Source organism: Bacillus sp. FSL K6-0042 (genome assembly GCF_038006685.1).
In the GTDB taxonomy this organism is placed as follows: Bacteria; Bacillota; Bacilli; order Bacillales; family Bacillaceae_G; genus Bacillus_A; species Bacillus_A pseudomycoides.
In genome coordinates, this window is record NZ_JBBOVS010000001.1 from 1,636,527 (window position 1) to 1,657,832 (window position 21,306).

Here is a 21,306-nt window from a genome sequence, read left to right on the forward strand (position 1 = left end):
AAACTTGAATCGATTTATGTAATCCATTCGTCCCGACTCCCTGTCAGAGAGCGGGACTTTTCTTATTATATCATGAAGTCATTGTTCCTTTTAAAAAAGCTATTCAATGAAGAAAAAAGATGTATTTGTTGTTGTTTTTGTAAAAACCATTCTGTAATATTAACTTCTTCTTTCAGTTCCTGAAAGAAAAACAATGCCTCAATATCCATTTTTTTATGGAACCAATCTTTCGTTACGTTATGGTGATGTAAAACAATTGAGAAAGCATCTCTTAACTGCGGTGTATCTTTTTCTTTTGGAATTATAAAGTACCGCTCGTAATCCATTCTTGATCCTGTAGGAAACGTTCGCAAGGAAAAATCGTAAAATAACGTTTCATATTTAGGATGAAATAATAACCAAGCTAATTTCTTTCCGAGTTCTATGCGTTTTTGTACTGTTTCAAATTGATAAACCGAAAAACCATATAGTTGCCCTTTTGTAGTCGGAAAAATTACAGCACTAAAATGAAAGAGCTCTTGAAATTTAAACAGTAAAGTTTGGAATACGTGCTTTTGAAAATATGGGTGTTCAATAATCGGTTTTTGAATCCTATTTTGTTCATTAATAATAAGTGCTGTAATAAGACGCGTGAGGTCTCTTTTATTCCAAAAATCATTCCATTCCTTCTCCATAAAAATAGATACGTTAAAAAACTGTAATAAGTGAAAAATTGGTTTATTCATTTTCTTACTGTACTCGTATAACAACAATTGTGGGTATGCATCTGAAAAAATAAGCCAATTTGCACTTTCATAAGTAAGGAACAGTTGCTTCCTCATTCTTTCAGATAAAATATTCGGATAATATTCCCCTGCTAAATCTGTCATATTCCACCCAGAATTTCTCGAAACCATACTCGCCAAAAATGACCACCGGATTTCTTTATTTCTCAAGTAATATTCTTGATAAGCCTGTGTGCGTGAAATATTATCTATATTTGCTAGAGCCGTCTGTTGTTTCATATACGCTATTAATTGCTTCTCTTCTATTGTACAAGAAAGTCCACTGCGCTCTCTATTTATTTTCTCATACTCATTCTGCATATGCATACAGGAATCACCACATCTCTCTTGAAAAAAATCGCATCTTTTTTGTTTTTTTTGATATAATCACCTTTGTAAGTAATTCTAGGTAAGTTGGAGTGGACAAACTATGACCATTCGTTATCCAAACGGAAAAAGGTATAATCAAGCGTTACAACCCCAAAAAACACAATCTAAAAAACATACTTATAGCAATAGAGGTATGTCTCTGGAAGAGGAACTAAATGAAACAAATCAATATTATTTAACCCATAATATTGCATGCGTACATAAAAAACCCACTCCTCTTCAAATTGTAAAAGTGGATTACCCCGCTCGAAGTGCTGCGGTTGTGAAAGAAGCTTATTTTAAACAGCCTTCTACAACAGACTACAACGGTGTATACAAGGGGAAATACATTGACTTCGAAGCGAAAGAAACAAAAAATAAAACAAGTTTTCCGCTGCAAAATTTCCATCTTCATCAAATTAAGCATATGGAACAAGTAATAGCTCATAACGGAATTGCATTTGTTATTATTAAATTTACACTTTATGACGAGTTTTATTTACTTGATGCAAAACATGTCGTTTCATTTTGGAATCGCCAAGATGCTGGTGGACGCAAATCGATTACGAAACAGGAAATCGAAGAGCACGGATACTTGTTATCATGCGGTTATCATCCTCGAATTGATTATATTCGTGTACTAGACATGGCTTATTTTTCGTGATAGAGTCAACAATAAGGCTCTTTTTTCGACTTTTGGGGAGAAAATGAAAGGTAGGAGAAAGTATAATGTCAGAAAATTATCGTTCTCGTACAGAACGAAAACATGCACAACATCAAAAACAAGAAACAAACAAACCGGAGAAACCAAAGAAAAAAGGTTCCTTTTTCAAGAAATTTTTAATTGGTTGCCTACTTCTTGGCATTGTTGGTCTTATAGCTGGAGTTTCCGCCTTTTTTGTAATGGTACAAGATGCTCCAAAGCTAAATAAAGCAAAACTTGTCAATCCGCTATCAACTAAATTTTATGATAAAGACAAGAATTTCTTTTATGAATATGGTGCCGAAAAGCGAACGAATATTACTTACGATCAAGTTCCGAAAGTAGTAGAAAGCGCATTCCTAGCGACAGAAGATGCTCGCTTCTATCAACATAACGGAATCGACGTTAAGCGTACTGGAAAGGCAATCCTTGAAAATGTCACAGGCGGTTTTGGTTCTCAAGGTGGTAGTACAATTACCCAACAGGTAATTAAAAACTATTTTCTAACGATGGAAAAAACATCAAAACGTAAAGTACAGGAATGGTATTTAGCTTATAAATTGGAGCAACAATATTCCAAACATGAAATTTTAGAAATGTACTTAAACAAAATCAACCTTGGTAATCGCTCCTACGGGGTTGCAACAGCAGCGAAAAACTATTATGGGAAAGACTTAAAAGATTTAAAATTACACGAAGCAGCGATGCTTGCTGGATTACCTCAAGGTCCAAACATTTATGATCCAACAAAGAAAGAAAATATCGATCGAGCAACAAAACGTCGTAACGTTGTATTAACGTTAATGAATCGACATGGCTTTATTTCAAAGCAAGAAATGGATGAAGCGATAAAAATCCCTGTAACAGAAGGACTTCTTCCATCTAAAGATGTAACCGAAATGCCTTATCAAGCCTTTTTAGACGCAGTCGTAAAAGAAATCGAAAAAGAAATGCCCGATGTAAATATTGGATCTGACGGATTACAGATTTATACGACAATTGATACAAAGGCACAAGAATACGCTGAACAATTACTAGATGGAGATATTATTAACTATCCAAACGATCGTTTCCAAGGTTCTTTCGTATTCATGGATACACAGTCTGGTGAAGTTCGTGCAATTGGTGCGGGCCGTAAAGAAAATAAAACGGCATTTAAAGGACATAATATGGCCGTTGATATGCAGCGCCAAGTAGGTTCGACTATGAAACCACTTTTTGACTATGGTCCTGCTATTGAATATATGCAATGGTCTACATACCATCAATTAAATGACTCAGAATATACGTATTCTAACGGAAAGAAAATCCGAAATGCTACAAACAGCTATAAAGGTGATGTATCTTTACGTGAGGCATTGAAAAAATCATTAAACATCCCTGCTTTAAAAACAGCACAAGCAGTTGGATTAGACAAATCACAAGCATTTGCTGAAGGACTTGGAATGACTTTCTCTAGAAAAGCAGTCGAAGCCGATGCGATTGGTAGTAATGAGGCTTCTCCATTACAAGTAGCTGGTGCATATGCCGCTTTTGGTAACGAAGGAAATTATAACAAGCCACATTTCGTAACAAAAGTTGTCTTTCCTGATGGAAAAGAAAAAAACTTGAAACCAAAAGAAATACGAGCAATGAAAGACTACACAGCATATATGATTACGGATGTTCTTCGTGATGTTGTAAAACCAGGTTCTGGTGGTACAGGTCCAACTGCTTATGTATCAGGAATTGATGTTGCTGGTAAAACAGGAACACAGAACTATGATGCAGATGCATTAAAAAAATATAACATTCCAGAAAGTGCCAACAGAGATAGCTGGTTTGCAGGTTATTCACCGCAATATACGATGTCAGTATGGACAGGATATGAAAAAGATTCTGAAGAAAACTATATTGCAGATAAATCACCTTCAGTCCGAATTGCACAGCAAATATTCAAAGAAATGATGAGTAAGTTTGCTACAGATACATCTCGCTTTGAACAACCTTCTTCTGTAGAACGTCTAAATGAAGAACTTTATGTAAAAGGTGCGAAAAAAGATACTGTTAAGCAAATCAAAGTAGATCCACCAACTGGTGTAACGCCATCTTATGATGCAGCATCTAATACGATTACATTAAGCTGGGCTGGTCCTTCAGACGCTGAAGCTTACTCTGCAAGCTATAAAGCAAACGACGGTTCTAGTGGTAGCCTATCCGTGAGCGGTACAAATGCTTCCCTTGGCGGTGTGAAGCCAGGTGTCACTTACAGCTTCTCAGTAGTAGCGAAAAAAGGAACGGGAACAAGTGATGCCGCTGGCGTATCCTTTACTGTTCCTGGCGAGAACGCAGAAGCTAAGAAGAAAACCGAAGAAGATGCTAAGAAAAAGGCTGAAGACGAAGCTAAAAAACAACAAGATGCACAGAAAAAAGCCGATGAGGAAGCTAAAAAACAACAAGATGCACAGAAAAAAGCCGATGAGGAAGCTAAAAAACAACAAGATGCACAGAAAAAAGCTGATGAGGAAGCCAAGAAAAAAGCTGATGAGGAAGCCAAGAAAAAAGCTGATGAGGAAGCCAAGAAAAAGGCTGATGAGGATGCTAAGAAAAAGGCTGATGAGGATGCTAAAAAACCAAAACCAGATCCAGATCCAAAACCAAAACCAGATCCAACACCAGAGGTTAATCCAGTACAATAATACAAAAAAGAAGTCACCTTTCTCTAACGAGATGGTGACTTCTTTTTTTGTATTATTTTTTTTGCATACAGCTTTTCTATTTCTACATACAACTGTGCCAATTGAATATAGGAATGATAGTGATGTGGTTGCTTTGTAATAAATGAATAACGTTCCATAAAGTTAATCGGTTTTATTTGTAGCTCATCAATCATGTTTTTAATATCCTTTAACCCTGACACTGGTTTTCCGTTTAACCAATATAAACTCGATAATAAATGAGCTGCAAAGTGAATCATTGGCCTTTTTGCTTCATTTCGCTTTCGATCCCGAAAAAATATCGAGATATCCTCTTTTTTGTCTTTCCATATATCTAATACAGCTGGAATTCCCATTTCTATTTCATTCCATGGCTCATATTGTTTTTCTATATCAAATAAGAAATAATGACTTTCTAGCAATTGCACAAACGATTCATCTGTATGATATATAATCTTGTCTATATCCCCTTCAAAAAAGGGATTACATCGAAACTCATCCGGTACTTGTACAACTTGTTCCATCTTTTTATTTCCCCTTTATTCGCTTCTTACCTTCACGACACACTTCTAGTAGCCGGCATTCTTCACATTGCGGCCGCTGTGCTTTGCAATGGTAACGTCCAAAGAAAATCATTCGGTGATGCGTAACTCCCCACTCTTCCATTGGCACTTTCTTCATTAATGTTTTCTCTACCTCTAGAACGGAATCTTTCCAACGGCAAATAGCCAAACGTTTACTTACACGTTCCACATGTGTATCAACAGCGATAGCTGGGATACCAAATGCTACAGAAACAACTACATTTGCAGTTTTTCTACCAACCCCTGGTAGTTTTGTTAGTTCATCCCGATCCTGTGGTACCTCTCCATTATAGTCTTCAAGCAACATTCGGCATAACTTTTGAATATTTTTCGCTTTGTTCCGGTACAATCCAATTGAACGAATATCTTGTTGCAACTCTTCTAAGGACACATTTAAATAATCTTCAGGTGTCTTATACTTTTGAAATAAACTTTTCGTTACTTTATTTACAAGGACATCTGTGCATTGTGCAGATAATGCAACTGCAATTACAAGTTCAAATGGATTGTCATGATTTAATTCACAATGTGCTTCTGGATACATTTCTGTCATTGTATCTAAACAATAACGAATTTGTGTCTTGTTTAACATACCTTTCCTCCTATATCACTGCTCTAACCAATTATAAAAGGGCACTTTCCCTGTATATTTTGTCTCTTGTTTTGTTACTTGCTGCGAGCGCTGTTGATTCGCTCTAAATTTCCGCCCTTGATCTTGCGCTTGATCAACTGTCTTAATTCCATTCTTTTTCCACTCAAAGAGAATACGATCAATATACCGAAAGTTAAGTTTCCCACTCATTACAGATTCTCGAAGAGCTGCTTGAATTAAATTTGGATGATGTTGATCCTGATCTTGCCACATCGCTAATGTTTCACATTCAAAAGGCGATAATGGTCTCCCAAATTCCTGTTCAAAAATTGTATATAAATTTACTTGAAGTTTCTTTTGTTCTTCTTTTTCTTCTTCTATTGTTTCATTCATTAAAAAATGCAAGATTTTTTCCCAAAGCGGTTGTAATGAATAACTTTCACACATCATCGCTTCAGATTTTTGACTACCTTCTAATGCTAAAAAGCCTTTTTGAATTAACGCTTGAATGATTTCCATACATTTCATTTCTGTTATTGTCATTCGTTCTGCAATCTCTGAAGGAGTTGGAAAAGAATTACCCGATTCTAGAAAAGTATGCACATGGAGTACAACCATAAATTCCATCTCATTTAAGCCTAATTTTTTATAATGCATCATAAGTAATTTTGGAATTGCGACGCTGCCTTGTTCAAACCATTGTAACATCATTTTTTTCTTCATGACCATACACCTCGCTTTCTAGTATAACACACCTATTATAATTTTCTTTTACCACAATTCGTCAAAAAACCTCCCTATAGATAGGGAGGTCATCTTCATTTGTTCAAAGTAACTTATGTGGTAAAAATGAAAGTAATTAGCTTTTTAAGCCTGTACTTTACTTCTCATAAACGTATTAATTCGCTCTAACGCTTTCTCTAATTGTTCAAGAGATGTCGCATAGGATAAACGAACATTGTTTGGTGCACCAAACCCTGTTCCTGGAACAAGAGCTACTTTCTCTTCTTCTAACAATGCTTTTGCCCACTCATCAACTGTTTCATATCCAGCTAACGCCACAGCCTCTTTTACGTTCGGGAATAAATAAAATGCACCTTGTGGTTTAATACAAGTGAAACCAGGAATTTGTATTAATTTATCATAAATAATGTTTAATCGTTCTTCGAATGCTTGACGCATCATTTCCACAGGCTCTTGCGACCCAGCATACGCAGCAATTGCGCCGTATTGAGCGATTGAAGTAGGGTTTGACGTACTATGACTTGCTAAATTCGTCATCGCTTTAATAAGCTGCTTATTTCCTGCTGCATAGCCAATACGCCATCCTGTCATGGAATGCGATTTAGATACACCATTAATAATAAGTGTTTGTTCTTTTAATGCATTAGAAAGCTGGGCAATTGAAGTATATTCCACGCCGCCATAAACCAATTTCTCATAAATCTCATCAGAAACAATTAAAATGTCGTGCTCTAAACATACTTCTCCAAGCTGCTGTAATTCTTCTTTGCTGTAAATCATCCCTGTCGGATTGCTCGGTGAATTTATAATAACAGCTTTCGTCTTCTCTGTAATTGCCTCACGTAGCTGCTCTGGCTTAATTTTGTACTGATTGTCTTCTAGTCCTTCCACATAAACTGGCTTACCACCAGCAAGCTTTACTTGTTCTGGATAACTTACCCAATAAGGAGTCGGAATGATAACTTCGTCCCCTTCGTCAAGTAGCACTTGAAATAGTGTATAAAGTGCATGTTTTGCTCCATTACATACAATAATCTCAGTTGGATCATACGCTAATCCTTGATCGCGAGTAAATTTCTTCGCAATTTCTTGTTTTAATGTTGCTAATCCACCAGTTGGTGTATATTTCGTATGTCCTTCTAACATTGCTTTATGTGCAGCATCCATAATATGCTCTGGCGTATTAAAATCAGGTTCTCCTGCTCCTAATCCAATTACATCATGGCCTTCAGCTTTCAATGCTTGTGCCTTTGCTGTAATTTCTAAAGTTGAAGACGGTGTTAAAGCAGCTACTCGCTTTGCTAATTTCATTTGTGGTTTCCCCCTGCATCTATTTTTCAATGCTGTAATATCCAGCATATTTCCCATCTTGAAATTCTAGATAATAATACGTATAACGACCTTCTTGATCAATATATGTAATTTCCCACAACGGAACATCGTTTTCAGCACCTAATTTTGCCTTTACCAATTCTTTGGGCTTGCGTTCCCCAGCCACAATTTGTAAAGCTTTCTTTTCAGAAATGCCCTCGTTCTTTTTACGTACTAGAACATTCCCTTTTTTCTCAGGTACCCAAACAATGATTTGTTCTCCTTTTTCATCTACACCTTGTACGACTGCATATGAAGATTTTCCGTTATAATAATCAACCGTTTTTACCTTCGTAAGCTTTGCTTTTTCTTTTGCAATTTCTACAACTTTTGACTCTTTCGGAATTTTCTTTTCCATTGTCGCATTATATACATGCACCCCATATAACCCGATGGCAACGATAACAATAATGATGGTAAAAATCCATTTTTTCATTGTATCACTACGTTCTGTATATCGTAAATACTGCTGTTTCTTTTTCGTTTTCGTCTAATGCCAATCCGAACATGAGGTCCTGCTCTTTTAAAGTGCGATTCAAACTATCAACAATTTTATATAAGTCAGACGAATATTTAATACGCGTCGTTGATAGCACTTCGATTTTCTTCTCCATGAAAACTCCTCCGTTACACAAAAATTTCTAATTATAGAAGAACGCAATACGGTTACAATAAGAGTACATTCTTTACAACCCCTGCTTCATCACCCATCTATTATAGCAGGACATGTTCAGCAAAAAAAGGTTTCAAATTGAAAACCGAAACATTTGTATACAAGAAGTAAGAAAAAATAAATTTCCTCCTACCCACATTTCATGCCTGAAGTACGTCGTACTTCAGGCATATTTTTTCACTTACTGTTATTCCTTTAGCTATTTACCGATAGTAATTCCACCTACCTCAAAGTTATCTAAAAAATAACAAAAGTGAGGTAGGATATACTACCCGTCAAAAAACGATTGGCGAAGACGAAGAATCAGTGAGAAATGAAGGAACCCTCAGTGATTACAGTTTCACTTTATCCGCTTTATTCTTCTAAGTGATCTAACAGTTCTTCTAACGACCCTTCATAAAGAGGAACATTTGGAATAGATTGCATAAATCTTTTTCCGTAGAAAGAGTTGGTTAAACGACGATCTAAAACAAACACCGTTCCAGTATCCGACATCGCACGAATTAATCGTCCAAACCCTTGCTTAAAACGAAGAATTGCTTGCGGAAGTGCCAGTTTCGTAAATACATCTTCTCCTTTATTTTTCAACCATTCACTTTTGGCTTCCATCATTGGCTGATGAGGCGGTGTAAATGGTAACCGAACAATAACAAGATAGCTTAATGCATCTCCAGGAATATCAATCCCTTCCCAAAAACTACTTGTTCCTAACAAAATTGCTTTGTCGAACTCTTGAAATTTCCGAACTAAACGACTTCGGCTACGATTATGAACACTTTGTGTTAGTAATACAAAGCCTTCTAATTCATCCGCTTGTTTTAAATTTGTATATGTTTCCTTTAGCATTTCATAGGATGTAAACAAAACGAGCATTCTCCCATTTGTAGCTTTAGCAATCTTCATAATATGATGTGATACTTCTCTTATATACACATCCTCGCTTACTTGCTTAATGAGAGGAACATCAGTAGAAACCATTAGCTTTACTTGTTCCTCATAATGAAACGGCGATGGAACTGTTAATGTGTCTGGTGCAAAGTCATATAATCCAAGTTGTTCCTGTATATAATCGAATGTATTATTAACAGTTAAAGTCGCAGAAGTAAAAATAACGCTTCGCTTTTTTGTTAAGAACTCATCCGCAAACCTCTCTCCTATATGGACAGGTTGTGCATATAACACAGTGGAATGAATGGTACCTTTCGTTTCCGTTTCCATCCATGTCACATACTCTGTTTTTTCTAATATAAGCAGCTGCAATGAGTCGACCATTTTACGCAATAATTCAATTAAATGCATAAACTCGCCTGTAACAACATGCATCTCCCATTCGATTTTACTTTGTAATAAGTCCGCTTGTTGCTCTAGCGCAGTAAGTATTTTTCTCAATTCGTATACGAAGCGATTTGTTAACTCAGCTATACTTCTCCATAGCTTTCCATCCTCTTGGTCCGCGTTATATCGATAAATAAGCGGCATATTATTTGCCCCTTGTTCTTGCTTTGTTTGCTGAAATATAAATGTACGTAACATTTGAAATAATTCATCAGCATCAAATTTAATTTCCTTCAACCTATGACTCACCATTCGAAAAGCTGAACGTGACGAATGATGAGATTTTTTCATCAATTCATATACCTTTGATAGCACATCGTCCGTTTCTAACGTACCAAAGCGTGATAAGATTAATTGAAAGTACATGCATGAAAACTGCTCTCCAAGTGTCCTAGTCGCTGTTTCTTCGATGTGATGAGCTTCATCAAAAATAATATGTTCACAAGATGCCAAAAGTGGATCTTCACTAACAAAATCTTGAAATAGTAAAGCGTGATTTGTAATAACAATATCTGCAAATAACGCTTTATTTTTTGCTCGTTGATAAAAGCAGCGACTAAACCAGTTGCTTTGCATGCCGCCCGGACTGTACGTATCACTACAAATGCGATCCCACAGTAACTTCCCGCCTTCTGGAATATTAAGCTCGTCACGATCACCAGTCTCCGTTTGCAATAACCATACTAATACTTTTGCTTTCGTAAGCGCAGCATCATAGTTCTTCTCTTCTTCTTGCAATGCATATTCAAATTTATGTAAGCAAAGATAATGTTTTCTTCCTTTTAAAAGAGCCACTTCGAATGGAAATGGTAATATACTTTGCAATAAAGGAATTTCATTTTCAATCATTTGTTGTTGCAGTTGTACCGTTTGCGTACTAATAACAACTGGCTCTTCTCTTCTCTTTGCAAAATAAATACTTGGAAGTAAATAAGCAAGTGTCTTCCCTGTACCTGTTCCTGCTTCGATTAATGAAAAGCGAGAATCTCTTAATGCTGTATATATTTCCTTCATCATTCGCTGCTGACTTTCTCTTTGTTCAAAATTTGGCATCTTTAGCTCAAGTTGTTCCATTGACTTATGTAAAAAAGCATCAAATTTAGATAAACAATCATCACCGATTTCTAATGAATAATTTCGTTTTCGAAGCGCAATATTTCGATATACTTCATATTCCTTTGCATCTTCTGTACCAAGCATCACTTTATTTAAAATATTTTCTGAAATGATATTCGCTATATTACTTTGGAATACATCGCTTAGCTCATATAAAGATTGTAATGTGACAAGCGGTAGTTTTTCTAATTGATTTAGAAATTGTAAAAATAATTCTGCTGTCACGAGAGCATCGCTATCTGCACGATGCGGTTGATCATGTTCCAATTCATGTTTTTTTGCTAAATCACGCAATTTATAGCTATCAGCTGTCGGCAATAAAATTTGTGCCAATTCAACCGTATCAATTTTTAGACAGTTTACTTCTCCATATCCAGCTTGTTTTAATTCTTCCTTCAAAAAATTCCAATCAAAGTGAACGTTATGTGCAACAAAATAAGCACCATGTAATAGTTCGGCTACCATCGGCGCTACATCGCAAAATAGCGGGGCTTGTTTCACGAGATTTTCATCAATCCCTGTTAATTCTGTAATAAATGGAGGAATCTCTCTCTTCGGGTTAACAAAAGACGAAAAGATTTCCAATATCTCTCCATCTTCTACTACAACAGCTGCAATTTGTGTAATTCTGTCCTTCCCATCTTTCCAGGAGTTCCCTGTCGTCTCTAAATCGACAACGACATAACGCTTACTCATATGTAACACCTCAATTTCTTACCCTTTCAAACAACAAAAATTCATATATTGTTACTATACCACGTTTTATATCATCTTAATGAAAAGATGGACAAAAAATAGAAGAGCCTGGTGTTGAAAAAAGGACTCTTTCTATTCATTCAAGTATATAGTTTCAAAAAAATCTTTAATCTTCTTTATTAATGAATAATTTTTCCGAACTGCTTTTTTACGTATATTTACATAAAGTAAGCTTCCATCTGCGGGATTTTTCATGCTATTATCCCCACTCACCTATTTGCCGCGCCTCTCTGAATCTTGAGGTAGATCTCTTACTGCCGTGATAGCAAGATAAAATGAAAAGCTATCCCATATGAGATAGCTTTTCATTTTATAAAATCGTACCTGCTTTTTCAGCACCTAACATTTCAACAATTTGATTGTTATCATCTAACACCGCAATTTTTGGTACTTGTTTATCTACATCTTCTGTCGCTACGAGACCGTAACAAATAATAATAACTTTATCTTCAGGTTGTACAAGCCTTGCAGCTGCACCATTTAAACAAACAACACCGCTGCCACGTTCCCCTTTAATTACATACGTCTCTAAGCGAGCTCCATTGTTATTATTTACAATTTGTACTTTTTCATTTTCTACAATCTCCACTGCATCCATTAAATCTTCATCAATTGTAATACTACCTACATAATTTAAATTTGCTTCTGTTACAGTCGCGCGATGTAACTTTGCTCTCATCATTGTGCGAAACATAGATGACTCCCCCTTATTCAACCGTTAATGTAATATTGTCAATTAAACGTGCATTATCAAACTTCACTGCAATTGCAAGAATAATACGCTCACCAATTGTTTCAACTTCCGTCAAAGTTGGGTACGCATATAGATCTGCATAATCGACGATACCTTGTGTATTTTCCTCAATATATTCTTTCACAAGACGTGTAATGATTTGCGGATTACGCTCTCCAGCTTCAATTCGTTTTTTCGCTATACATAAGCTTTGATATAAATGTGGTGCTTCCTCACGTTCTTTTTCTGATAAATATACATTACGAGAACTTCTTGCTAATCCGTCTTCTTCCCTAACGATATCAACAGGTACAATTGTGATTGGAATATTGAAATCACGTACAAATCCTTGGATAACAGCGACTTGCTGTGCATCTTTCATACCGAAGTAGGCACGCTTTGGCATTGTAATATTAAATAGTTTCATCAATACAGTCGCAACACCTGCAAAATGAATCGGTCTTTGCTTACCACATAATACGTCTGTACGCTTTATAACTTCAACCTTTGTTGTCTGTTCTGCAGGATACATTTCTTCTACGCTCGGATAAAATAAATAATCCACCCCGGCTTCTTTTGCTACTTTCTCATCTCTCTCGATATCCCGAGGATAGCGATCTAAATCTTCATTTGGTCCAAATTGTAATGGGTTTACAAATACGCTTAAAATAACAACTTCATTTTCTTCCCTTGCTTGACGTAATAAAGTTGCATGCCCTTCGTGTAAATATCCCATCGTTGGAACAAAACCGCTATCTTTACCACTTGCACGAATTTCACTAGCAATTTGCTGCATCTCTTGCACTGTTGTTACAATTTTCATCACTGTTTCCCTCCGTATAATGCTACACATTCTTCCTCTTTCATTGTGAATGAATGTTGTTCTTCCGGAAATTGTCCTGCTTTTACTTCAGCAACATATTGCGCGATTCCGCGTACAATTTCTTCTTGAACTGATGTATATTGTTTCACAAATTTTGGAACACGTTCCACTCCATACGAAATGAGATCATGATAAACAAGTACTTGACCATCTACTTTACTACCTGCACCAATACCTATTGTAGGAATCGTCAGCTGCTGTGATACAAGCTCTGCTAATTGCATTGGTACGCATTCTAAAACGATTGCCATTGCACCAGCCTCTTCACATTTCTTAGCATCTTCTAACAATTTCTTTGCACTTTCAGCATCTTTCCCTTGCACTTTATAGCCACCTAATACACCTACAGATTGAGGTGTTAAACCAAGATGGGATACAACAGGAATTCCTGCATTCGTTAAGAAGCGAATGATTGATACTACCTCATCCGCTCCTTCTACTTTCACTGCATGTGCTCCGCTCTCTTGCACGATGCGGCGCGCATTATGCATCGTTTCTTGCAAAGATACATGGTAAGACATAAACGGCATATCCGTTACAATAAAAGTTTCCTTTGCTCCGCGGCGCACTGCTTTCGTATGATGAATCATATCATCTACCGTTACTGGAATGGTTGAATCGTATCCAAGTACAACCATTCCAAGGGAATCCCCTACTAAAATCATATCGACTTCAGCTTCTTCTGAGAGCTTTGCAGATGGATAATCATACGCAGTAAGCATCGTAATCGGCTCACCTTTCTCTTTCATTTTTAAAAAATCTGTTGTCGTTTTCAAAAACTACTCCTCCTTTATTCAGGAGAGAGGAGATGGCCGAAATCATATAAAAAAACCATCTGACCAAAAAAGGGCAGATGGGTTGTGTTAGTCGGCAAAATTCATCCCTCTGTCCCAGTCCGTTGTTGGATCAAGGCAGAATCCAAATTATTTTTCTTCATTGCTTGAAATAATGGTGCAGTTCACTCAGATACTGCCCATATTCGAACTAATTATAGCAAACTAAGAAATAAAATTGCTACATTTTTTCGAAAAAATAATTTTCTATTTCTATTACGGTATGTGAAATTTCAATAATAACAACGAATATAACAGTAAACAATTCTTACTGTCATCCAATATACAAATAAAAAGAAGCTCCCAAGCAGGAACTTCTCTTTACTTAATTTCTATATCAGCAGAATGAATATGATGAAGTTGACCTTTATCATCTTCTAACATAAGTACACCATCCGCTGTAATTCCTTTTGCTACACCTGTAATCGTATCTTTCATCGTTCGGGCCGTAATTTCTTTTCCAATACTTATTGCATAACTTTCCCAAAGAAGTTTAATAACCGAAAAACCATTCTTTACATATTCTTGATATAACTTTTCCATTTGTAAAAAGATCTGTTGCATAAGCTCTGCTCGCACAATTGGTTTTTTTGATTCAATTGCTAAAGATGTTGCAATTTCTTTAATCTCATCTGCAAAATGTTCTTGCCCTTGGTTTGCATTAATTCCAATTCCCATAATAACAGCATTAATCTTATCTGGGTCAGCCTGCATCTCTGTTAAAATACCGACAGCTTTTTTTCCTTCAATTAAAATATCATTGGGCCATTTAATCCCCACATTCACACCTGTACATTTCTCAATTGCTTGCGCTACACTAACAGCTGCTAATAAAGTAAGCTGAGGGGCATGATGAACGGGAATAGCTGGACGTAAAATAATACTCATCCAAATCCCTGTCCCTTTTGGTGAGTGCCATTTTCTACTCAAACGGCCGCGTCCTGCTGTTTGCTCTTCCGCAACGACAATTGTTCCCTCCGCTGCCCCTTCATAAGCAAGTTTTGCTGCAATATGCTGCGTAGACTCTACAGATTCTTCAAAATAAACAGTTCTCCCTATAAATTCTGTCTGTAAGCCTAATTGAATTTCATTCGCTGTTACTTTATCTGGCTTACTAGCAATCCGATATCCTAGACGACGCACAGCTTCTAGTTCATATCCTTCGCTCCGAAGATCCTCCATATGTTTCCAAACAGCGGTTCTTGAGCAGCCAAGCTTGTCACTAATTGTTTGACCAGATACAAACTCGCCATCTGCTGCAGAAAAAATCTGCAGCAATTGTTTTCTTATAGTAGATTGCATCCTTGTAGCCACTCCCTTATTTTCTCTTTCTCATTTTCTAATCGTTCTTGTAAAATTTCTTCTTCGATTCTTTGCAACACTTCTGCCACCCATGGTCCTCGCGCTTTTTCTGTCCAACCTAACAAATCATTGCCGCTTACTTTCATTTCCTGACGATTATGAATGGATAATGAACCAAATAATGACTGTACCTGATTTACAGAAGATATATCATATTTTTGTATAATAGCTTGATATACTCTTTCCGCCATTAAAGCAGTATGTAAACCTGTCTTGTATAGAAAAACTGCATCCCAAGACTTTGTTTTTCTAGAGCGGATTGCTAATATAACAGCTACAATATCTTTTATTTTTTTGTTTGAAAATTTCCATTGACGTAAGAAAACTGCTGGATGTTCTTCACCAATACAATATAAGAAAAATGCCCACGCCTCGATATCGGTTTCAAAAGAATCCCAGTTATATTGCATAGCTTTTAAAATTCTTTCTTCTGACATTTGTAAATATGGTAAGTGCGTAACTAGTTTCGTCTCTACTAGTTGTTGAAGCCCATTTACACAATATTTACCCGTCAACAGCTTTTCAAACTCAACTGTAATTCTTTCAATCGCTATATGTTCCAGTAAATGCCCATACTCTTCAATCGCACGTTTCGTTTGTTCCTCTAAAAAGAATCCTAAAGTACTAACAAAGCGAATACCCCGCATCATACGTAGTGCATCTTCTTGAAAGCGATCCGCAGCATTCCCTACTGTTGCAATTTCTTGTTTACGAATTGCCTCTTGCCCTGCAAACAAATCAATGATGTTTCCTTCTTCATTCATCGCAATCGCATTCATAGTAAAATCTCGTCGTTTTAAATCTTCTTCTAATGAACGAACAAACTGAACACTACTTGGTCTGCGAAAATCTTCATAACCACTCTCCGTTCGAAATGTTGTCACTTCATACGGAACACCTTCTTGAACAACAATAACCGTACCGTGTTCAAGACCAACAGGGACATGTCTTGGGAATAAATGCATCACTTCTTCTGGAAGAGCTGATGTTGCGATATCAATATCACCAATTGGTCTATTGATAATAAAATCACGCACACTTCCTCCAACAAAATATGCTTCATGCCCATGTTGTTTCAATGTCTCAATAATTGCTCCAGCTTGTTTAAATCGTTTCATTTTTGTCATCCCTTAGTATGTCATAATAAATTGCCTCATATTGTGAAACAATATTTTCCGAACGAAATTGCTCATATACAGCTTCCATGGCGCGCTGTGCCATATTTTGATGGAAATCGTCGTTTTTAAGCAATTGTATCGCTTGCTTAGCTATACCTTTGATATCTCCAACTTCACATATATATCCCGTTTCACCATGTTGAATAACTTCTGGAATACCTCCAACACGCGTACCAATACATGGTACACCACACGCCATTGCTTCTAGTAAAACGAGGCCAAAGCTTTCTTTTTCTGATAAAAGCAACATTAAATCGCTCATTGCAAGAAGCTCAGCAACATTATCCTGTTTTCCTAAAAACAAAACATGTTCTTCAATATGTAAGCTTTTCACCAACTGTAAAATTGTACAAAATTCTGGTCCATCACCAACAAGTAATAATTTCGCTGCCACTTCTTTTACAATTTTAGCAAATGACTGGACAACATCTTGTACACGCTTGACCTTGCGAAAATTCGAAATATGAATTAATACCTTTTCATCTTCACGTATGCCATACTCTTTTTTTAGTTGGGACATATCTCTCTTAAAATAGACACGCTCATCAATAAAATTATATACAGTCTGAATTTCTTTATTTGGCTTTACAAGCTCATGTGTTTCTTGAATTAACGAGTGAGATACAGCTGTAACAACATCAGATTGCTCAATACCAAACCGTATTAAATTATTTAGAGAAGGATCTGAACCAAGTACAGTAATATCAGTTCCATGTAACGTCGTAACGATTTTAATATCGTCTCCAATCATTTGCTTCGCTAAGTATGCACAAATTGCATGTGGTATTGCATAGTGTACATGTAAAATATCCAAGTTTTCTCTCTGTGCAACCTCTGCCATTTTACTTGCTAATGCTAAATCGTAAGGTGGATATTGAAAGACAGAATATTGATTTACCGTTACTTCATGAAAATAAATGTTTGGATATACTTTATTTAATCGGAATGGAACTCCAGAGGTAATGAAGTGAATTTCATGACCTCGTTCAGCTAATTGTTTTCCTAATTCAGTTCCTACAACCCCAGAACCACCAATAGAAGGATAACATGTTATACCTATTTTCAATTTCATTTACATCCCCCTATTAAATCAGCATGTAATAAAACTGGCTTTTTACTCATAAATCCTTCAGCATACATAACTCCAACTTCTTTTCCAAACATTTTCTCACGAGCGATTACTGTTTCGACATACCCTTCTGTTAAAGGTGTCTTCACACCATCACTTCCTGCTGTAAATTGGCTTTCATAGGCTTCTAACGCGGCTATCTTTTCAGAAAGATGTTCGCTAATATCAATGCAGAAATTCGGTTTATGAAAACCATTAATCATATAATAATAAAAAGATTGTACGCGATGTGGTGACATTTCTGGCATATATTTACGAACACCTGCTGAAAACACAGCTTCTTCCACGAGTTTCGCACAATTCGCATGGTCTGGGTGGCGATCTTCATAGTATGGTGCAAAAATAAGCGTTGGCTTATATGTCCGAATAATTTTTACGATTTCTCTTATATATTCTTCTTTCATATACAGACCGCGGTCTGGCATTGCTAAATTGATTCGCTCTGTCACTCCCATGATACGAGCGGCTACTTGCGCTTCTTCTTTTCTTAGTTCAACCGTCCCATTTGAGGATAAATCGGCTTCTGTCAAATCACAAATGCCAACTTCATATCCTTGTTTTGTATATTTGGCAATAGTGCCAGCCATGCCGATTTCAACATCATCGGCATGAGCACCAAACGCTAATATATGTAATCCCCTCATAATTTGTTCCCTCATTTTCGTAACTTTCGGTAGTCTAAATCTCCTCGTTCTAATGCATGCATTAACATCTCAGCACTTGCCATATTCGTTGCAAGCGGAATCGCATACACATCACATAAACGAAGCAATGCATTTACATCTGGCTCATGTGGTTGTGCTGTTAGTGGGTCCCGAAAGAAAATCACCATGTCTAAATCGTTTTTTGCAATCATTGCACCAATTTCTTGATCGCCGCCAAGAGGACCAGATTGATATCTTGTGACTGTAAGTCCTGTCGCTTCCATAATGCGAAGGCCTGTTGTTCCCGTAGCAAAAAGTTCATGTTGTTCAAAAATTGGTTTATATGCGTATGCAAACGAAACTATATCATCTTTCTTTTTGTCATGTGCAATTAAGGCAATCTTCATCCGTCTTCCCCCCTTTAATCGATGATCTTCTCTAATCCATATACAAGATGGTCAAGATTCATTACTGTTTCAATAGATAATTTTACTCCAGACATAAATGATGCTCTGTTGAATGAATCATGACGAACTGTTAACATCTGTCCGTCTCCGCCAAACAATACTTCTTGATGCGCAATAAGCCCTGGTAAACGCACGCTATGAATATGAATACCATCTACATTTGCACCACGTGCTCCTTTTAATTGTTCTGTTTCATTTGGATGACCTTGTTGTTTTGGTTCACGATTTTGACGAATTAAATCTACCGTTTTTACAGCTGTACCTGATGGTGCATCTAATTTTTGATCATGATGTAGTTCAATCACTTCAACATCTTGGAAATATTTCGCTGCCATTTGAGAAAACTTCATCATAAGTATTGCACCAATTGCAAAGTTTGGAGCAATAATAGTACCTACCTGTTTTTCTTTCGCAGTGTCTGTTAAATGCTGAAGTTCTTCTTCTGTAAACCCTGTCGTACCAATAACAGAACGAAGACCATGTTCAACAGCGAGTGTAACGTGTTCTTTGCCGACTTCTGGTGTCGTTAAATCTAGCAATACATCCGCTTCTACTTCATTTAAACAAGTATGTAAATCCGCATAGATTGGTGCATGTAATGTAGGCATTCCAGGAAGATTTGAAATCATTTCACCACCATGCTTATAATCAACTGCTGCTACTAATTGAAAATGTGGTGTTCTTTCCATTAGAAGTACTGCTTCGTGTCCCATACGTCCTCTTGGTCCAGCAATAATCACTTTAATATCTTTCATTATTCTTTCTCTCCCTCTTCAATACGTGTCCAGCGATCTTTATCACGTGTATTAAATTTACCCATTACAATGTTATGTGCTGTTTCTAAATCAATATGTAAGCTATTTGCCATGCAGATCATAACAAATAATACATCTCCAAGTTCTTCTTCAATTGTTCGTTCTTTTTCAGTCGTTTTCTTCGGTTTCTCACCGTAATAGTGGTTCACTTCCCTTGCAAGTTCACCCATTTCTTCTGTCAAACGAGCCATCATTGCAAGCGGACTGAAATAACCTTCTTTAAATTGACTAATATATGCATCTACTTCTTTCTGCATATCTTTCATCGTTTTTTGTTCCATGTTGTTCACCTCTAATCCTTCCTCTTTCATGTTAGCCAATTCATGGCGATTTGACAAATATTATTCCTCTTTCGTCCCTATTTGCCACGTATTTTGGGATAGACTATAATAAAGTGAAACTTTCTTTTGCAAATGTTCTTCTTGCAAAAGATTAGTTGAACCAATCGGGCTCTTACGGTTGGTTAGTCTTTTCTTTTCTTCTCGCCTTCGCTTCCTACCAACCGTTGGAGCGGGGTAAAGTGAAACTTTCTTTTGCAAATGTTCTTCCTGTAAAAGGTTACCTCTTACCAATTACAATCATACAAGTGACTTACTATTCTTATCGTGTTTCTTCGTCATTAGCTATTTCAACGGAGCGAAGTAACAATTACATATTAGGGGGCTTGCTACATGAAAACCAACTTAAAGATTCGAAACATTATATTTATTTTGATTGGTTCCGCTATCTTTTCTTTTGGCATCGTAAATATTAATATTGAAAATCACTTAGCAGAAGGTGGCTTTACAGGAATTACGTTATTGCTTTATTTTCTCTTTTCGCTTGATCCATCTTATACAAACTTAATCTTAAACATCCCTCTCTTTTTTGTCGGTTGGAAATTACTCGGCCGAACAACTTTCTTATACACATTAATCGGAACGTTTAGCGTCTCCTTATTTCTATGGATTTTTCAGCGCTACGAATCATTAAATTTACATTTAAATTTGCAAAATGATATGACATTAGCAGCCCTGTTCGCTGGAGCATTTATTGGGATTGGTCTCGGAATTATATTCAAATACGGTGGAACAACTGGTGGCGTCGATATTATTGCTCGATTAGCTCATAAATATGTTGGCTGGAGCATGGGAAAAACAATGTTTATGTTTGACGCTATTGTCATTGTCATCTCCATTCTTACATATCTATCTTATCGCGAGGGCATGTATACGTTAGTTGCGGTCTTTATCGGAGCAAAGGTCATTGACTTTATGCAAGAAGGAGCATATGCAGCAAAAGGGGCAACCATTATTTCAGATAAAAACGACGAAATTGCTGCCAAGATTTTATCCGAGATGGAGCGCGGGGCAACCTTTTTAAAAGCAGTTGGCTCTTATACAAAGATTGAGCGAAACGTACTTTATTGTGTTGTGGCAAAAAATGAAATCGTAAAACTAAAGAATATTATTACTTCAGTAGATCCTCATGCATTTGTTGCAGTAAGTGATGTACATGATGTAGTTGGTGAAGGCTTTACATTAGACGAAAATAAAAATCCATTACATAATTAAACATGC

21 protein-coding genes are annotated in these 21,306 nt (G+C 36.6%); 3 read left to right on the forward strand and 18 right to left on the reverse strand.

Annotated features, from left to right (window positions below; all coding sequences use genetic code 11):
• Window positions 1–65: 65 nt before the first annotated feature.
• Entirely contained in the window at window positions 66–1,091 is a 1,026-nt protein-coding gene (locus tag MHH45_RS08490) for a DUF2515 domain-containing protein (RefSeq protein WP_016114119.1), read from the reverse strand.
• A gap of 103 nt (window positions 1,092–1,194) precedes the next feature.
• Here MHH45_RS08490 and recU point away from each other — a divergent pair, with 103 nt between their 5' ends.
• Window positions 1,195–1,797, forward strand: coding sequence for a Holliday junction resolvase RecU (gene recU / locus MHH45_RS08495; RefSeq protein WP_016114118.1), 603 nt, complete (start codon window positions 1,195–1,197; stop codon window positions 1,795–1,797).
• A gap of 65 nt (window positions 1,798–1,862) precedes the next feature.
• Entirely contained in the window at window positions 1,863–4,514 is a 2,652-nt protein-coding gene (locus MHH45_RS08500) for a PBP1A family penicillin-binding protein (protein ID WP_340862263.1), read from the forward strand.
• 23 nt (window positions 4,515–4,537) lie between these two features.
• On the opposite strand, the gene MHH45_RS08505 is transcribed toward MHH45_RS08500, so the two are convergent.
• From MHH45_RS08505 to MHH45_RS08585, 17 genes are all read right to left on the reverse strand, one after another.
• Window positions 4,538–5,056 carry a YpoC family protein gene (locus MHH45_RS08505; protein WP_088094045.1) on the reverse strand — a complete coding sequence of 173 codons (519 nt, stop codon included), beginning with the start codon at window positions 5,054–5,056 and terminating at the stop codon, window positions 4,538–4,540.
• Window positions 5,057–5,060: 4 nt separating this feature from the next.
• Entirely contained in the window at window positions 5,061–5,708 is a 648-nt protein-coding gene (nth, locus tag MHH45_RS08510) for an endonuclease III (RefSeq protein WP_088094044.1), read from the reverse strand.
• Window positions 5,709–5,723: 15 nt separating this feature from the next.
• Window positions 5,724–6,431: a DNA replication protein DnaD gene (gene dnaD / locus MHH45_RS08515; RefSeq protein WP_088094043.1), complete on the reverse strand. Its 708-nt coding sequence runs from the start codon at window positions 6,429–6,431 to the stop codon at window positions 5,724–5,726.
• Window positions 6,432–6,575: 144 nt separating this feature from the next.
• Entirely contained in the window at window positions 6,576–7,763 is a 1,188-nt protein-coding gene (aspB, locus tag MHH45_RS08520; protein WP_003206480.1) for an aspartate transaminase AspB, read from the reverse strand.
• Window positions 7,764–7,782: 19 nt separating this feature from the next.
• Window positions 7,783–8,259 carry a cell wall elongation regulator TseB-like domain-containing protein gene (locus MHH45_RS08525; RefSeq protein ID WP_088094042.1) on the reverse strand — a complete coding sequence of 159 codons (477 nt, stop codon included), beginning with the start codon at window positions 8,257–8,259 and terminating at the stop codon, window positions 7,783–7,785.
• A 7-nt stretch (window positions 8,260–8,266) separates the two neighbouring features.
• A complete protein-coding gene (locus MHH45_RS08530; RefSeq protein ID WP_000412180.1) occupies window positions 8,267–8,437 on the reverse strand; it encodes a YpmA family protein in 171 nt (56 codons plus the stop codon).
• 413 nt (window positions 8,438–8,850) lie between these two features.
• On the reverse strand, window positions 8,851–11,643 hold the full coding sequence (gene dinG, locus MHH45_RS08535) for an ATP-dependent DNA helicase DinG (RefSeq protein WP_088094041.1): 2,793 nt from the start codon (window positions 11,641–11,643) through the stop codon (window positions 8,851–8,853).
• Between the two features lie 370 nt (window positions 11,644–12,013).
• A complete protein-coding gene (gene panD, locus MHH45_RS08540) occupies window positions 12,014–12,397 on the reverse strand; it encodes an aspartate 1-decarboxylase (protein ID WP_006094314.1) in 384 nt (127 codons plus the stop codon).
• Window positions 12,398–12,410: 13 nt separating this feature from the next.
• Window positions 12,411–13,259: a pantoate--beta-alanine ligase gene (gene panC, locus MHH45_RS08545; RefSeq protein WP_088094040.1), complete on the reverse strand. Its 849-nt coding sequence runs from the start codon at window positions 13,257–13,259 to the stop codon at window positions 12,411–12,413.
• Window positions 13,259–14,095, reverse strand: a complete 837-nt coding sequence (gene panB, locus MHH45_RS08550) for a 3-methyl-2-oxobutanoate hydroxymethyltransferase (RefSeq protein WP_003196375.1) — start codon at window positions 14,093–14,095, stop codon at window positions 13,259–13,261. Before panB ends, panC begins: the two co-directional genes overlap by 1 nt.
• 378 nt (window positions 14,096–14,473) lie before the next feature.
• A complete protein-coding gene (locus MHH45_RS08555; RefSeq protein ID WP_016114113.1) occupies window positions 14,474–15,454 on the reverse strand; it encodes a biotin--[acetyl-CoA-carboxylase] ligase in 981 nt (326 codons plus the stop codon).
• Complete coding sequence (locus MHH45_RS08560) at window positions 15,439–16,632, reverse strand: CCA tRNA nucleotidyltransferase (protein ID WP_088094039.1); 1,194 nt, start codon at window positions 16,630–16,632, stop codon at window positions 15,439–15,441. Before MHH45_RS08560 ends, MHH45_RS08555 begins: the two co-directional genes overlap by 16 nt.
• On the reverse strand, window positions 16,619–17,764 hold the full coding sequence (gene bshA / locus MHH45_RS08565; RefSeq protein WP_016114111.1) for an N-acetyl-alpha-D-glucosaminyl L-malate synthase BshA: 1,146 nt from the start codon (window positions 17,762–17,764) through the stop codon (window positions 16,619–16,621). The genes MHH45_RS08560 and bshA overlap by 14 nt, the downstream gene beginning before the upstream one ends.
• Window positions 17,761–18,465 carry a bacillithiol biosynthesis deacetylase BshB1 gene (bshB1, locus tag MHH45_RS08570; RefSeq protein ID WP_016114110.1) on the reverse strand — a complete coding sequence of 235 codons (705 nt, stop codon included), beginning with the start codon at window positions 18,463–18,465 and terminating at the stop codon, window positions 17,761–17,763. Before bshB1 ends, bshA begins: the two co-directional genes overlap by 4 nt.
• A gap of 11 nt (window positions 18,466–18,476) precedes the next feature.
• Window positions 18,477–18,872 carry a methylglyoxal synthase gene (mgsA, locus tag MHH45_RS08575; protein ID WP_006094308.1) on the reverse strand — a complete coding sequence of 132 codons (396 nt, stop codon included), beginning with the start codon at window positions 18,870–18,872 and terminating at the stop codon, window positions 18,477–18,479.
• A gap of 14 nt (window positions 18,873–18,886) precedes the next feature.
• Window positions 18,887–19,687: a 4-hydroxy-tetrahydrodipicolinate reductase gene (gene dapB, locus MHH45_RS08580; protein ID WP_003206495.1), complete on the reverse strand. Its 801-nt coding sequence runs from the start codon at window positions 19,685–19,687 to the stop codon at window positions 18,887–18,889.
• Window positions 19,687–20,028 (reverse strand): nucleotide pyrophosphohydrolase, encoded by a 342-nt coding sequence (locus MHH45_RS08585; RefSeq protein WP_088094065.1) that lies wholly within the window; start codon window positions 20,026–20,028, stop codon window positions 19,687–19,689. Before MHH45_RS08585 ends, dapB begins: the two co-directional genes overlap by 1 nt.
• A gap of 390 nt (window positions 20,029–20,418) precedes the next feature.
• Between MHH45_RS08585 and MHH45_RS08590 the strand changes: the two genes are divergently transcribed.
• Window positions 20,419–21,300, forward strand: coding sequence for a YitT family protein (locus tag MHH45_RS08590; RefSeq protein ID WP_088094037.1), 882 nt, complete (start codon window positions 20,419–20,421; stop codon window positions 21,298–21,300).
• Window positions 21,301–21,306: the final 6 nt, after the last annotated feature.

Excerpts from the sequence above, each read along its gene's own strand:
- MHH45_RS08490 (WP_016114119.1), bottom strand. The coding sequence starts at position 1,091 with ATGCATATGCAGAATGAGTATGAGAAAATAAATAGAGAGCGCAGTGGA.
- MHH45_RS08555 (WP_016114113.1), bottom strand. The coding sequence starts at position 15,454 with ATGCAATCTACTATAAGAAAACAATTGCTGCAGATTTTTTCTGCAGCA.
- MHH45_RS08590 (WP_088094037.1), top strand. The coding sequence starts at position 20,419 with ATGAAAACCAACTTAAAGATTCGAAACATTATATTTATTTTGATTGGT.
- recU (WP_016114118.1), top strand. The coding sequence starts at position 1,195 with ATGACCATTCGTTATCCAAACGGAAAAAGGTATAATCAAGCGTTACAA.
- MHH45_RS08585 (WP_088094065.1), bottom strand. The coding sequence starts at position 20,028 with ATGGAACAAAAAACGATGAAAGATATGCAGAAAGAAGTAGATGCATAT.
- MHH45_RS08530 (WP_000412180.1), bottom strand. The coding sequence starts at position 8,437 with ATGGAGAAGAAAATCGAAGTGCTATCAACGACGCGTATTAAATATTCG.
- bshB1 (WP_016114110.1), bottom strand. The coding sequence starts at position 18,465 with ATGAGGGGATTACATATATTAGCGTTTGGTGCTCATGCCGATGATGTT.
- MHH45_RS08505 (WP_088094045.1), bottom strand. The coding sequence starts at position 5,056 with ATGGAACAAGTTGTACAAGTACCGGATGAGTTTCGATGTAATCCCTTT.
- MHH45_RS08525 (WP_088094042.1), bottom strand. The coding sequence starts at position 8,259 with ATGAAAAAATGGATTTTTACCATCATTATTGTTATCGTTGCCATCGGG.
- panC (WP_088094040.1), bottom strand. The coding sequence starts at position 13,259 with ATGAAAATTGTAACAACAGTGCAAGAGATGCAGCAAATTGCTAGTGAA.
- dapB (WP_003206495.1), bottom strand. The coding sequence starts at position 19,687 with ATGAAAGATATTAAAGTGATTATTGCTGGACCAAGAGGACGTATGGGA.
- aspB (WP_003206480.1), bottom strand. The coding sequence starts at position 7,763 with ATGAAATTAGCAAAGCGAGTAGCTGCTTTAACACCGTCTTCAACTTTA.
- nth (WP_088094044.1), bottom strand. The coding sequence starts at position 5,708 with ATGTTAAACAAGACACAAATTCGTTATTGTTTAGATACAATGACAGAA.
- MHH45_RS08560 (WP_088094039.1), bottom strand. The coding sequence starts at position 16,632 with ATGAAACGATTTAAACAAGCTGGAGCAATTATTGAGACATTGAAACAA.
- panD (WP_006094314.1), bottom strand. The coding sequence starts at position 12,397 with ATGTTTCGCACAATGATGAGAGCAAAGTTACATCGCGCGACTGTAACA.
- MHH45_RS08500 (WP_340862263.1), top strand. The coding sequence starts at position 1,863 with ATGTCAGAAAATTATCGTTCTCGTACAGAACGAAAACATGCACAACAT.
- mgsA (WP_006094308.1), bottom strand. The coding sequence starts at position 18,872 with ATGAAGATTGCCTTAATTGCACATGACAAAAAGAAAGATGATATAGTT.
- dinG (WP_088094041.1), bottom strand. The coding sequence starts at position 11,643 with ATGAGTAAGCGTTATGTCGTTGTCGATTTAGAGACGACAGGGAACTCC.
- dnaD (WP_088094043.1), bottom strand. The coding sequence starts at position 6,431 with ATGAAGAAAAAAATGATGTTACAATGGTTTGAACAAGGCAGCGTCGCA.
- bshA (WP_016114111.1), bottom strand. The coding sequence starts at position 17,764 with ATGAAATTGAAAATAGGTATAACATGTTATCCTTCTATTGGTGGTTCT.